Below are 11,823 nucleotides of genomic sequence, written 5' to 3'. Positions count from 1 at the left end.
TCGGCGCGATGGCGCGCGGCATGGGCGGCCGCGTCGGGCGAGGTGGCGGTGACGAAGGCCAGCGCGCGCGGCAGGGCATGGGCCGCGATCGCGTCGAGCTCGGCGTCCGACAAGCGGGCGTTGACGAGCAGCGCCCAGGCGTCGAGCGCGGCCGTGGCGAACAGCAGGACGATCTGCGCGATGCTGTTCTCGGCCACGATCATGACGCGATCGCCGCCGCGCACGCCGAGCGCGCGCAACTGCGCGGCGGCCGCGTCGATCGCCGCGACCAGTTGCGCATAAGTGAGCCGGCGCGCGTCCTCGATCAGCGCCGGGTGATCGGGCGTGCGGGCGGCAATGCGGCGCGGCACGTGATCGATGCGCGCGGGCAGCGCGGCGAGCAGGGCGTCGATATCGAGGGCGGATGTGGGCGAGGCGGGCATCGTGGCTCCGGGAGCAGGCCGGGCTGCATGGCCTTACGTCGAGAAGGTTCCGATCGTGCCATGTGCACCGCGCTGGGGCAATCGGCCGAACGGACAATAGTGCTTCAACGCGGCCGCAATTAAAATGCGCCCATGAGCAAATCCCGACACGTATCCGAAACGCCGGCCACGCAGTGGCTGCGCCGCCATGGCGTCGCCTTCGGCGAGCACACCTACGATTACGTCGAGCATGGCGGCACCGGCGAATCGGCGCGCCAGCTCGGCGTGGACGAGCACCAGGTGGTGAAAACGCTGGTGATGGAAGACGAACACGCCAAGCCGCTCGTGATCCTGATGCACGGCGATCGCACCGTCTCCACCAAGAACCTCGCGCGGCAGATCGGCGCGAAGCGCGTCGAGCCGTGCAAGCCCGAGGTGGCGAATCGTCATTCCGGCTATCTGGTCGGCGGCACCTCGCCGTTCGGCACGAAGAAGGCGATGCCGGTGTATGTCGAGGCGTCGGTGCTCGAACTGCCGTCGATCCTCGTCAATGGCGGCAAGCGCGGCTACCTCGTCAGCCTCGCGCCGGCGGTGCTGGTCGACGCGCTCGGGGCCAAGCCGGTGCAGTGCGCGAGCGTCGATTGAGGGTTTCACCGGGAACGCCGGCCGGCGCGCTTCGGTAGAATGAGCGCCGCCGCGCAGCCGCAACCGGGGTGCGGCATGGCCGCCGCGCAGCATCGTGACGTGGCGGGCCATCCTTTCATCATTCGCAGAAACACACCATCCTCATGCAGATTCTGATCGCTACCATCGCTGCCTACCTGATCGGCTCGGTGTCGTTCGCCGTCGTCGTCAGCGCACTGATGGGTCTCGCCGATCCGCGCTCCTACGGCTCCAAGAACCCCGGCGCGACCAACGTGCTGCGCAGCGGCAACCGCAAGGCCGCGATCCTCACGCTGCTCGGCGACGCCTTCAAGGGCTGGCTCGCGGTGTGGCTGGTGCGCCATTTCGACATTGGCGGCGAGATGGGCGTGGCGCTGGCCGCGATCGCCGTGTTCCTCGGCCACCTGTATCCGATCTTCTTCCGCTTCCAGGGCGGCAAGGGCGTGGCCACGGCGGCCGGCGTGCTGCTGGCGATCTCGCCCGCGCTCGGCATCGCCACGCTGCTGAGCTGGCTCGTGATCGCGTTCTGTTTCCGCTATTCGTCGTTCGCGGCGCTCGTGGCCGCCGTGTTCGCGCCGATCTTCGACGTCTACCTGTTCGGCACGCACGACAACCCGGTGGCCTGGGCGGTGCTGGCGATGAGCGTGCTACTGGTCTGGCGGCACCGCGCCAATATCTCGAAGCTGCTGAAGGGGCAGGAAAGCCGGATCGGCGAAAAGAAGAAGCCGGCGGCCGAATGAAAAACGGCGCGCGGCAACGGGGGTGACCCGTGCCGCGCGCCGCCGGTGCGCTGCCGGGGCAGCGCCGCGATCAGTCGCGGAAGTTGTTGAAATCGAGCGGCGTATCGGAGATTTCCTTGCGCAGCAGCGCGATCACGCTTTGCAGATCGTCGCGCTTGGTGCCCGTCACGCGCACCGAATCGCCCTGGATGCTGGCCTGCACCTTGATCTTGCTGTCCTTCACGGTGCGCACCACGCGCTTGGCCAGATCGCCGGAAACGCCCTTCTTGATCGTGACCACCTGCTTGAGCTTGTCGCCGCCGATCTTCTCGACCTTGCCGTAATCGAGGAAGCGCACGTCCACGCTGCGCTTGGCCATCTTGTTGATCAGCACGTCCTTGACCTGGCCGAGCTTGAAATCGTCGTCGGCAAACAGCGTCAGTTCGTTTTCCTTGTGGTCGACGCGCGCGTCGGACCCTTTGAAGTCGAAGCGCGTCGAAATTTCCTTGTTCGACTGCTCGACTGCATTCTTCACTTCGATCATGTTCGCTTCGGAAACGACGTCGAACGATGGCATGCTGTTCTCCCTGTAAAACATGCGGACCGCGCGATTCGCGCACGGCCACTCGCTATAATTGCGAACCGACCGCCATTTTACCGATGCCCCCGCGTTTTGCCCAAGGCCGCGCGCCGTCTTTCCGGCCAGCCGCGCCCGGCAACCTGCCCGCACCGCGCCATTCACCGCTCCGATGTCCGATTCCGCTCTCCCGATTTCCTCCCCGTCCGCGCGTGTGGCCGATCCCGCGCCCGAGTTGACGCCCGGCTACGCCCTGCGCGCGCACAACAGCTTCGGCTTCGACGTGCGCGCCCGGCTCGCGGCGACGATCGACACGCCGGCCGGCTTCGCGGCGGCCGTGCGCGATCCGCGGGCGGCCGGGCTGCCGGTGCTGGTGCTCGGCGGCGGCAGCAACGTGGTGTTCACGGGCGATGTCGAGGCGCTGGTGTTGATCAACCGCGTGCGCGGCCGCGCGTTGGTGCGCGAGGACGACGAGGCCTGGTACGTCGAGGCGGGCGGCGGCGAGAACTGGCACGAATTCGTGGCCTGGACGCTCGAAGCCGGCCTGCCGGGGCTCGAAAACCTGGCGCTGATCCCAGGCACGGTGGGCGCGGCGCCGATCCAGAACATCGGCGCGTACGGCATCGAGATGCGCGAACGCTTCGCGTCGTTGAAGGCGGTGGAACTGGCGACGGGCGACATCGTCGCGTTCGACGCGGCCGCCTGCGCGTTCGGCTATCGCGACAGCGTGTTCAAGCAGGCGGCGCGCGAGCGGTTCGCGATCGTGTCGGTGTGCTTTCGGTTGCCGAAACGGTGGCAGCCGCGCACGAACTACGCCGATGTCGAACGCGAATTCGCCGCGCGCGGCATCGAGGCGGCGGCCGCCACGCCGCGCGACGTGTTCGACGCGGTGGTGGCGATCCGGCGCGCCAAGCTGCCGGATCCGGCCGTGCTCGGCAACGCCGGCAGCTTCTTCAAGAACCCCGTGATCGACGCGGCGCAGTGCGCGGCGCTGCGCGAACGCGAGCCGGAGCTGGTGGCCTATGCGCAGCCCGACGGGCGCGTGAAGCTGGCGGCCGGCTGGCTGATCGACCGCTGCGGCTGGAAGGGGCGCGCGCTCGGCGCGGCGGCCGTGCACGACCGGCAGGCGCTGGTGCTCGTCAATCGCGGCGGCGCGTCGGGCGCCGACGTGCTGGCGCTGGCACGGGCGATTCAGGCCGATGTGCGCGAGCGCTTCGGCGTCGAGCTCGAGGCGGAGCCGGTCGCGATCTGAGCGTCGTTGCCGCACGCCCATGAAAAAGCCCCGCCGAAGCGGGGCTTTTTCATGGCGCATCGGAATGCCGGCGCGGCGAACTCAGTGATTGAGCTTGCCGAGCAGCAGGAATTCCATCAGCGCCTTCTGCACGTGCAGGCGGTTTTCGGCTTCGTCCCAGACCACGCTCTGCGGGCCGTCGATCACGCCGGCCGTCACTTCCTCGCCACGGTGCGCGGGCAGGCAGTGCATGAACAGCGCGTCGGGGTTGGCGAAGGCCATCATTTCCTCGTCGACGCACCAATCGGCGAACGCCTTCTTGCGCACTTCGTTCTCGGCCTCGAAGCCCATGCTGGTCCACACGTCGGTGGTGATCAGATCGGCGCCGCGGCAGGCTTCGTTCGGATCCTCGCACACCTCGTAGGCCGACACGCTTTCGGCATCGACGAGCTTCATGTCGAGCGCATAGCCCGGCGGCGTGGACAGGCGCAGCTTGAAGCCGAGGATGTGCGCGGCCTGGATCCAGGTGTACAGCATGTTGTTCGCATCGCCGACCCAGGCGACCGTCTTGCCGCGGATCGGGCCGCGGTGCTCGACGTACGTGAAGATGTCGGCGAGCACCTGGCACGGGTGGAATTCGTTGGTCAGGCCGTTGATCACCGGCACGCGCGAATTCGCGGCGAAGCGCTGGATGATCTCCTGCTCGAACGTGCGGATCATGATGATGTCGACCATGCGCGAGATCACCTGCGCCGAATCCTCCACCGGTTCGCCGCGGCCGAGCTGCGTGTCGCGCGTGCTCATGAATACCGCGTGACCGCCGAGCTGGAAGATGCCGGCTTCGAACGACAGGCGCGTGCGCGTCGAGTTCTTCTCGAAGATCATCGCCAGCGTGCGGTCGTGCAGCGGGTGATAGGTTTCGTAGCCCTTGAATTTGCGCTTCAGGATACCCGTGCGTTCGAGCACGTACTCGTAGTCTTCCAGCGAGAAATCCTTGAACTGCAGGTAGTGACGAATGGTTTTGGCGGTCATGAAACGAAACGCGGCGGGAGGCTGCCGGCGCGGCGCGCCGGACGGCGCCCGCCGTCGGAGGTGATAACCCGATCCAGCATAAAGGATTTTCCGGGCTTTGACGAGGTGCGCGGGAGGCCGCCGCCGGCTGTTGCGGCGCGCCGTCGAGCCGTTTCCGGCGGCGCGGAAGGGGGCTTCGTGGCGCCGAAGTATGCGGCGGTGCGGTATAATTTTGCGGTTTTCCGAAGCCCGGCGGCTCTCGTTGCCGGGTGAGGGCGGCGCCCGCGCGCAAGTGCGCGGATGCGTGTCCGGCATGCTCGCGGCGGTCGCCCGGGCGCTGCCGTCAACACGGCATCCGCAGCCGGCAAGCGAAGCCAGGCCCTGCTTTCGCCGCGGCAGCATCGTGCCGTCGGCCCCTCATCTGGGACCCTTCATGGCAGAAACTCCCCCGACCGAATTTTTCATTCAAGGCATCACGAAAGAAGGGAAGACGTTTCGTCCGAGCGATTGGTCGGAGCGGCTGGCCGGCGTGATGGCTCAATTTGGTCCGGGCGCGAGCGGGCGCAATGCCTACATGAAGTATTCGCTGTATGTGCGTCCCACCATCGTCGGCAACGTCAAGTGCGTGATCATCGATTCGCGCCTGCGCGAGCTCGAGCCGATGGCCTTCGATTTCGTCATGAACTTCGCGCGCGACAACGATCTGGTCGTGACCGAGGCCTGCGAACTGACGCTGCACAAGCACGACAAGGCCTGAACGCCGGGCATCGTTCGCCCCGGGTTCGCGCCGCGACAACCGTCTCCGAATCGAAGTGCCGCGCCGGCCGCATCGGGCGTGGGTTTTTTGCCCGCAAGGCTGGGCCGGGAACGACGAAAAGCCCGCCAAGGCGGGCTTTTCGTGATCGGCAGGAAACAGGGCTGCCCGCGCGTGGCGGGCATGCCGGAGTTACTGCGCGGCGGCCTGCAGGCCCTTGACTGCTGCCGACAGGCGGCTCTTTTGGCGAGCGGCCTTGTTCTTGTGAACGATCTTCTTGTCGGCGATCGTGTCGATCGTCTTCGTGGCGGCCTTGAACAGCTCGGCTGCCTTGGCTTGATCGCCGGCATCGACTGCCTTGCGAACGGCCTTGATGGCGGTGCGGAATTTCGAGCGCAGCGCCGAGTTGTGCGAGTTTGCCTTCGCTGCCTGACGGGCGCGCTTGCGTGCTTGTGCGGAGTTAGCCATGACGGTTCCTTATCCTGTCCTGTTCCCAGAGCTTGGAGCCTGACGGCCAAGCGCTGCTTTTCGATCCGACCCTCGAGAGCGATTGCCCGGGGCCCAAAAACGTTGGTTTCACCGAGGCCGGCAACGTGCTCGATGATTACCGCAGCGCGAATGCAGACTCAGAAACGGCGGATTATAGCAACAAAATCAAGGCAATGACAAGCTCGGCGAGCAAGTCCGCCACGGCGGCGGCGCGGCGCGTTTTTCGGCGGCGATCGGCGGTTCGTCGCGAGCGTTCCGTATAATCGGTGCCCCATGAATCTATTCCGCGCCCTGCTGACGGTCAGCGGCTTCACGTTGTTGTCGCGCGTGACCGGTCTGGCCCGTGAGACGCTGATCGCGAGAGCGTTCGGCGCCAGTCAATATACCGACGCATTCTACGTCGCGTTCCGCATCCCGAACCTGCTGCGCCGGCTGTCGGCGGAAGGCGCCTTCTCGCAGGCGTTCGTGCCGATCCTCGCCGAATTCAAGAATCAGCAGGGGCACGACGCCACCAAGGCGCTGATCGATGCGATGTCGACGGTGCTGGCCTGGGCGCTGGCCTTGCTGTCGGTGGTCGGCGTGGCCGGCGCATCGTGGGTGGTGTATGCGGTGGCGTCCGGCCTGCGCACCGACGGGCAGGCGTTCCCGCTCGCCGTCGCGATGACGCGGATCATGTTCCCGTACATCATCTTCATCTCGCTGACGACGCTCGCCTCGGGCGTGCTGAACACCTACAAGAACTTCTCGCTGCCGGCGTTCGCGCCGGTGCTGCTGAACGTGTCGTTCATCGGCGCGGCCGTGTTCGTCGCGCCCTATATGAAGATGCCGGTGTATGCGCTGGCGTGGGCCGTGATCGTCGGCGGCGTGCTGCAGTTCGTCGTGCAGTGGCCGGGCCTGAAGCGCATCGACATGGTGCCGCGCATCGGCCTGAACCCGATGCGCGCGCTGGCGCACCCGGGCGTCAAGCGCGTGCTGGCGAAAATGGTGCCGGCCACGTTTGCCGTGTCGGTCGCGCAACTGTCGCTGATCATCAATACCAATATCGCGTCGCGGCTCGGGCAGGGCGCCGTGTCGTGGATCAACTACGCCGACCGGCTGATGGAATTCCCCACGGCGCTGCTCGGCGTGGCGCTCGGCACGATCCTGCTGCCGAGCCTGTCGAAGGCGCACGTCGACGCCGACGCCACCGAATATTCGGCGCTGCTCGACTGGGGCCTGCGCGTGACGTTCCTGCTGGCCGCGCCGAGCGCGCTCGGCCTGCTGGTGTTCGCGGAGCCGCTCACGGCCACGCTGTTCAACTACGGCAAGTTCGACGCGCACACGGTGGAGATGGTGGCGCGCGCGCTGGCCGCCTACGGCATCGGCCTGATCGGCATCATTCTGATCAAGATCCTCGCGCCGGGCTTCTATGCGAAGCAGGACATCAAGACGCCGGTCAAGATCGCGATCGGCGTGCTGATCGTCACGCAGTTGTCCAATTATGTGTTCGTGCCGATTCTCGGCCATGCGGGTCTGACACTGAGCATCGGGGTGGGCGCCACGCTCAATTCGCTGCTGCTGTTCCTCGGCCTGCGCCGGCGCGGCATTTATGTGCCGTCGCCGGGCTGGCTGCGCTTCTTCGTGCAGTTGCTGGGCGCCTCGCTGGTGCTGGGCGGCGTCATGCACTGGTTCTCGATCAGCTTCGACTGGACCGGCCTGCGCGCCGAGCCGCTCGCGCGCATCGCGCTGACGGCGGCCTGCCTGGTTCTGTTTGCCGCACTATATTTCGGTATGTTGTGGTTGATGGGCTTCAAATACGCGTATTTCCGCCGCCGAGCCAAATGACGAAAGCCATGACCCGCGTCCTCGATTTTTTCAGCACCCTCGTCGCCGAAGACGACAGCCTGCCGCTCACCGAGGCGGCGCTGTCGCTCGCGCAGGACGCCTATCCCGACCTCGACATGCAGGCGGTGCAGGCCGAGCTCGACACGCTGGCCGTGCGCTTTCGGCGCCGCGTGCGCGCCGATCTCGACGCGCGGGGCAAGGTGGACGCGCTCAACGATTTCTTCTTCCGCGAGCTCGGGTTCGCCTGCAATCACAACGATTACTACGATCCCGACAACAGCTACCTGAACATGGTGCTCAAGCGCCGGCGCGGCATTCCGATCTCGCTCGCGGTGCTCTATCTGGAGCTGGCCGGGCAGCTCGGGCTGAGCGTGCGCGGCGTGTCGTTCCCGGGCCACTTCCTGCTGCGCGCGACGCTCGCCGACGGCGACGCGATGATCGATCCGACCACCGGGCGTTCGCTGTCCGAATCCGATCTCGTCGAGATGCTCGAGCCCTATGTCGCGCATCCCGAGGACACCATGGCGAGCACGCTGCGCGCGCTGCTGCAGCCGGCCACGAGCCGCGAAGTGCTGGCGCGCATGCTCAACAACCTGAAGGCGATCTATCTGCAGACCGAGCGCTGGCAGCGGCTGCTGGCCGTGCAGCAGCGGCTCGTGGTGCTGCTGCCGGGGCAACTCGACGAACTGCGCGACCGCGGTTTCGCCTATGCGCGACTCGATTACCTGCGCCCGGCGCTCGAGGATCTCGAAGCCTATCTCGACGAATGCCCGGAGGCGGTCGATGCGACCGTGGTCGAGGCGCAGTTGACCGAGCTGCGCGAGCGCATGCAGCGCGGCGACGACTGACCTGGCGAACGCGCCGGCGTCCACGCGATAACGCCGCAATGCACGAGGCCCGCACCTGCCGGAACCGGCGCGTGCGGGCCTCGTCGTTTTTGCGCTGCTTCGGTTTTCCGTCGCTTACTTCGGCTGCATGCGGATCGCGCCGTCGAGGCGGATCACCTCGCCGTTGAGCATCGGGTTCTCGAGAATCTGACGCACCAGCATCGCGTATTCGTCCGGTTTGCCGAGGCGCGGCGGGAACGGCACCATCGCGCCGAGCGCGTCCTGCACCTCCTGCGGCATGCCGAGCAGCATCGGCGTCTCGAAGATGCCGGGCGCGATCGTCATCACGCGGATCGCATTGCGCGACAGATCGCGCGCGAGCGGCAGCGTCATGCCGGCCACGCCGGCCTTCGACGCGGCATAGGCGGCCTGGCCGATCTGGCCGTCGAACGCGGCCACCGAGGCGGTGTTGACGATCACGCCGCGCTCGCCGTAACCGTTCGGCGCATTGGCTGCCATCGCGGCGGCGGCCAGGCGCGCCATGTTGAAGGTGCCGATCAGGTTGATCGACACCACCTTCGCGAACAGGTCCAGCGCGTGCGGGCCGTCCTTGCCGACCGTCTTCGCGGCCGGCGCGATGCCGGCGCAGTTGATCAGCCCGCGCAGCGTGCCCAGTTGCGTGGCGGCCTCGACGGCGGCCTGCGCGTGATCCTCGCGCGTGACGTCGCAGGCGACGAACACGCCGCCCAGTTCGCGCGCGAGCGCCTCGCCGGCCTCGCGGTTCAGGTCCGCCAGCACGGGCTTGGCGCCGGCCGCGGCCAGCATGCGCGCGGTGCCGGCGCCAAGGCCCGAGGCGCCGCCGGTGATCAGAAAGACGTTGTCGCGTAGTTCCATCGTTGCTCCTGTTCCGTGGGTCGTGTGGATGCCGACCGATTGTACGGAAGCCGGCTTGACGATGGCGTGAAGCGAACGTCCGTGCGCTTTCTTGCGCGCAGGCGAAAAAAAACCGCCCGGAAAGGGCGGTTTCGCGTGGCGCGCGAGGCGCTTACTTCAGGGCGTCGAAGGCGCGCTGACGGATTTCGTCGACGCTGCCGAGGCCCGAGATCTTGCGGTAGGCCGGCGCCTTCAGGCCGTTTTCCTCGCCGCGCTGCGCCCAGTCGCCGTAGTAGCCGATCAGCGGCTTGGTTTGCGCGTCGTACACTTCCAGGCGCTTCTTGACGACCTCTTCCTTGTCGTCGTCGCGCTGGATCAGCGCTTCGCCGGTTTCGTCGTCCTTGCCTTCTTCCTTCGGCGGCTTGAACGTGACGTGATAGATGCGGCCCGAGGCCGGGTGCGTGCGGCGGCCGCTGATGCGCTCGATGATTTCCGAGAACGGCACGTCGATTTCGAGCACGTAGTCGATCGCGACGCCGGCATCCTTCATGGCATCGGCTTGCGCGATGGTGCGCGGGAAGCCGTCGAACAGATAGCCGTTCGCGCAATCCGCTTCCTTCAGGCGCTCCTTGACGAGGCCGATGATCAGCGAATCCGGCACCAGCTTGCCTTCGTCCATGTAGCCCTTGGCCTCGACGCCGAGCGGCGTGCCGGCCTTGACGGCGGCGCGCAGCATGTCGCCCGTCGAGATTTGCGGGATGCCGAACTTTTCCTTGATGAAGGTAGCCTGGGTGCCCTTGCCGGCGCCGGGCGCGCCCAACAGGATCAAACGCATGGTGATATCTCCAAGTTTCGTGAATATGTGGCGCGAGGGGAATTGCATCGGCGCGCGGCCCGGAGGTCGGCTGCAACAGACAGGCTCCGGCCGGTCTGACGGCGGCGCCGGCAGCGGGGCCGGCGCGGCTGCCGGCGGGAGAGCTGGCGAGCGCGACTCATCTTGGGCGGCGCCTGACGGCTCGCACAGTCGTCCGATTATGCCACGGCTTATTTTGCCGTCGACCGAAAAAGGGCCTGCACGCGGGCCAGATCGGCCGGCGTATCGACGCCCGGCGCGGGTGCGGCGGCGGTCACCATGACGGCGATGCGCTCGCCGTGCCACATCGCGCGCAGTTGTTCGAGCTGCTCGGCCTGCTCGATCGGCGCCTGCGCGAGCGACGGATAGGTGCGCAGGAAACGCGCGCGGTAGGCGTACAGCCCGATGTGCCGATAGACCGGAAACGCCGGCTCCGGCATGGTTTCGACGGCTGGCCAGTGCGGCTGGTAGGCATCGCGCGACCACGGGATCGGCGCACGCGAGAAATAAAGGGCCACGCTCTTGGCGTCGAGTGCAACCTTCACGACATTCGGGTTGAACACGTCGGCCGGATCATGGATCGGATGGGCGGCCGTTGCGATCGCGCAATCGGGGTGTGCTGAAAGGTGCGACGCTACGTCGCGGACTAGCGCCGGGTCGATCAGCGGCTCGTCGCCCTGCACGTTCACGACGATCGTGTCGTCAGGCAAGGCGAGCAGCGTGGCGACTTCGGCGAGGCGATCGGTGCCCGACGGATGATCGGCGCGCGTGAGCAGCGCCTCGAAGCCTTCGGCCTGGGCGGCGTCGAGCACGCTCTGCGCATCGGACGCCACCAGCACGCGGGCCGCGCCTGCCTCGCGCGCGCGTTCGGCGACGCGCACCACCATCGGCTTGCCGCCGAGATCGGCGAGCGGCTTGTTCGGCAGACGCGTCGAGGCCAGGCGGGCCGGGACGACGGCGATGAAGGGCGGCGGGTTGGTCATCGGAGTTCGGGCGGGTAGCAAGGTGCGGAACGGCCGGCGCGCTTCGCGGCGCGCGCGGCAACGGCATTCGGGCGGCTGAAACGCCGCGCCCGCCACGAGGGCGGGCGCGGGCGGCGCGGCGGGCGCATGGCTGCACCCGCCCGCGCGTCAGTGCGCGGGGCCGGCAGGGTCGACGGGCGTGCCCTCGACGGTCTGTCGCGCTTCGTCGACCAGCATCACGGGGATGCCGTCGCGAATCGGATACGCGAGCTTGTCGGCGTGACAGATCAGTTCCTGCGCGGCGCGGTCATGCTGGAGCGGGCCCTTGCAGATAGGGCACACGATGATTTCAAGCAGGCGAGCGTCCACGGAGTTTCTCCACAACGAGAGCGATAAGGCGGGGGTCGAGCGCGGCTTCGACAGGGACAACCCACAGTCGGGCATCGCGCCAGGAAGCGCCCAATTTTACTGCATCCTTCTCCGTAATCAGGATCACATCGGCATCGTCGTGCTCGAACGGATTCTCGGCGAAGGCGTAATGGTCGGGCAGCGCGCGCGTGGCGGGCGCGAGGCCGGCCGCGCGCAGCGTCGCGAAGAAGCGCTCGGGCGCGCCGATGCCGGCCGCGGCCAGCAGGCGTT

The 11,823-nt window shown here is 67.2% G+C and carries 15 protein-coding genes; 6 read left to right on the top strand and 9 right to left on the bottom strand.

Annotated elements, in window-relative coordinates:
* Positions 1 to 422, bottom strand: a 422-nt coding sequence (locus G3N92_RS23785; RefSeq protein ID WP_206130033.1) for an AMP-binding protein, incomplete at its 3' end; no start/stop codon positions are given.
* A gap of 132 nt (positions 423 to 554) precedes the next feature.
* On the opposite strand from G3N92_RS23785, the gene ybaK reads away from it, so the two are divergent.
* Together ybaK and plsY are read left to right on the top strand one after the other, a co-directional pair.
* Positions 555 to 1,046, top strand: a complete 492-nt coding sequence (ybaK, locus tag G3N92_RS23780) for a Cys-tRNA(Pro) deacylase (RefSeq protein WP_206130032.1) — start codon at positions 555 to 557, stop codon at positions 1,044 to 1,046.
* Positions 1,047 to 1,189: 143 nt separating this feature from the next.
* Positions 1,190 to 1,804, top strand: coding sequence for a glycerol-3-phosphate 1-O-acyltransferase PlsY (gene plsY / locus G3N92_RS23775; protein ID WP_206130031.1), 615 nt, complete (start codon positions 1,190 to 1,192; stop codon positions 1,802 to 1,804).
* Between the two features lie 70 nt (positions 1,805 to 1,874).
* Here plsY and G3N92_RS23770 read toward each other — a convergent pair whose 3' ends face one another.
* Positions 1,875 to 2,360, bottom strand: a complete 486-nt coding sequence (locus tag G3N92_RS23770; protein ID WP_206130030.1) for a YajQ family cyclic di-GMP-binding protein — start codon at positions 2,358 to 2,360, stop codon at positions 1,875 to 1,877.
* Positions 2,361 to 2,532: 172 nt separating this feature from the next.
* Between G3N92_RS23770 and murB the strand changes: the two genes are divergently transcribed.
* Complete coding sequence (gene murB / locus G3N92_RS23765) at positions 2,533 to 3,612, top strand: UDP-N-acetylmuramate dehydrogenase (RefSeq protein ID WP_206130029.1); 1,080 nt, start codon at positions 2,533 to 2,535, stop codon at positions 3,610 to 3,612.
* An 81-nt stretch (positions 3,613 to 3,693) separates the two neighbouring features.
* Here murB and argF read toward each other — a convergent pair whose 3' ends face one another.
* Positions 3,694 to 4,623, bottom strand: coding sequence for an ornithine carbamoyltransferase (gene argF / locus G3N92_RS23760; protein WP_206130028.1), 930 nt, complete (start codon positions 4,621 to 4,623; stop codon positions 3,694 to 3,696).
* Between the two features lie 412 nt (positions 4,624 to 5,035).
* Here argF and G3N92_RS23755 point away from each other — a divergent pair, with 412 nt between their 5' ends.
* Positions 5,036 to 5,359: a DUF3579 domain-containing protein gene (locus G3N92_RS23755; protein ID WP_206130034.1), complete on the top strand. Its 324-nt coding sequence runs from the start codon at positions 5,036 to 5,038 to the stop codon at positions 5,357 to 5,359.
* 189 nt (positions 5,360 to 5,548) lie between these two features.
* Here G3N92_RS23755 and rpsT read toward each other — a convergent pair whose 3' ends face one another.
* On the bottom strand, positions 5,549 to 5,824 hold the full coding sequence (gene rpsT / locus G3N92_RS23750; RefSeq protein ID WP_206130027.1) for a 30S ribosomal protein S20: 276 nt from the start codon (positions 5,822 to 5,824) through the stop codon (positions 5,549 to 5,551).
* Positions 5,825 to 6,118: 294 nt separating this feature from the next.
* Between rpsT and murJ the strand changes: the two genes are divergently transcribed.
* Entirely contained in the window at positions 6,119 to 7,669 is a 1,551-nt protein-coding gene (gene murJ, locus G3N92_RS23745; protein ID WP_206130026.1) for a murein biosynthesis integral membrane protein MurJ, read from the top strand.
* 8 nt (positions 7,670 to 7,677) lie between these two features.
* A complete protein-coding gene (locus G3N92_RS23740) occupies positions 7,678 to 8,517 on the top strand; it encodes a SirB1 family protein (protein ID WP_206130025.1) in 840 nt (279 codons plus the stop codon).
* 114 nt (positions 8,518 to 8,631) lie between these two features.
* On the opposite strand, the gene G3N92_RS23735 is transcribed toward G3N92_RS23740, so the two are convergent.
* From G3N92_RS23735 to G3N92_RS23715, 5 genes are all read right to left on the bottom strand, one after another.
* Positions 8,632 to 9,390, bottom strand: coding sequence for an SDR family NAD(P)-dependent oxidoreductase (locus tag G3N92_RS23735; RefSeq protein ID WP_206130024.1), 759 nt, complete (start codon positions 9,388 to 9,390; stop codon positions 8,632 to 8,634).
* 151 nt (positions 9,391 to 9,541) lie between these two features.
* On the bottom strand, positions 9,542 to 10,204 hold the full coding sequence (adk, locus tag G3N92_RS23730) for an adenylate kinase (RefSeq protein ID WP_206130023.1): 663 nt from the start codon (positions 10,202 to 10,204) through the stop codon (positions 9,542 to 9,544).
* Between the two features lie 209 nt (positions 10,205 to 10,413).
* Positions 10,414 to 11,205 carry a 3-deoxy-manno-octulosonate cytidylyltransferase gene (gene kdsB, locus G3N92_RS23725; protein ID WP_206130022.1) on the bottom strand — a complete coding sequence of 264 codons (792 nt, stop codon included), beginning with the start codon at positions 11,203 to 11,205 and terminating at the stop codon, positions 10,414 to 10,416.
* A 147-nt stretch (positions 11,206 to 11,352) separates the two neighbouring features.
* Positions 11,353 to 11,553, bottom strand: coding sequence for a Trm112 family protein (locus tag G3N92_RS23720; RefSeq protein WP_206130021.1), 201 nt, complete (start codon positions 11,551 to 11,553; stop codon positions 11,353 to 11,355).
* Positions 11,534 to 11,823: tetraacyldisaccharide 4'-kinase (locus G3N92_RS23715; RefSeq protein ID WP_206130020.1), on the bottom strand; the 290-nt coding region annotated here is incomplete at its 5' end. The genes G3N92_RS23715 and G3N92_RS23720, both read right to left, overlap by 20 nt.

Origin of the sequence: Burkholderia sp. Ac-20379 (genome assembly GCF_017104645.1) — a bacterium.
GTDB lineage: Bacteria > Pseudomonadota > Gammaproteobacteria > Burkholderiales > Burkholderiaceae > Burkholderia.
This window is presented reverse-complemented; position numbering and strand designations above follow the sequence as displayed.

Excerpts from the sequence above, each read along its gene's own strand:
- G3N92_RS23755 (WP_206130034.1), top strand. The coding sequence starts at position 5,036 with ATGGCAGAAACTCCCCCGACCGAATTTTTCATTCAAGGCATCACGAAA.
- argF (WP_206130028.1), bottom strand. The coding sequence starts at position 4,623 with ATGACCGCCAAAACCATTCGTCACTACCTGCAGTTCAAGGATTTCTCG.
- G3N92_RS23740 (WP_206130025.1), top strand. The coding sequence starts at position 7,678 with ATGACCCGCGTCCTCGATTTTTTCAGCACCCTCGTCGCCGAAGACGAC.
- G3N92_RS23770 (WP_206130030.1), bottom strand. The coding sequence starts at position 2,360 with ATGCCATCGTTCGACGTCGTTTCCGAAGCGAACATGATCGAAGTGAAG.
- ybaK (WP_206130032.1), top strand. The coding sequence starts at position 555 with ATGAGCAAATCCCGACACGTATCCGAAACGCCGGCCACGCAGTGGCTG.
- plsY (WP_206130031.1), top strand. The coding sequence starts at position 1,190 with ATGCAGATTCTGATCGCTACCATCGCTGCCTACCTGATCGGCTCGGTG.
- rpsT (WP_206130027.1), bottom strand. The coding sequence starts at position 5,824 with ATGGCTAACTCCGCACAAGCACGCAAGCGCGCCCGTCAGGCAGCGAAG.
- murJ (WP_206130026.1), top strand. The coding sequence starts at position 6,119 with ATGAATCTATTCCGCGCCCTGCTGACGGTCAGCGGCTTCACGTTGTTG.
- murB (WP_206130029.1), top strand. The coding sequence starts at position 2,533 with ATGTCCGATTCCGCTCTCCCGATTTCCTCCCCGTCCGCGCGTGTGGCC.
- kdsB (WP_206130022.1), bottom strand. The coding sequence starts at position 11,205 with ATGACCAACCCGCCGCCCTTCATCGCCGTCGTCCCGGCCCGCCTGGCC.
- G3N92_RS23735 (WP_206130024.1), bottom strand. The coding sequence starts at position 9,390 with ATGGAACTACGCGACAACGTCTTTCTGATCACCGGCGGCGCCTCGGGC.
- adk (WP_206130023.1), bottom strand. The coding sequence starts at position 10,204 with ATGCGTTTGATCCTGTTGGGCGCGCCCGGCGCCGGCAAGGGCACCCAG.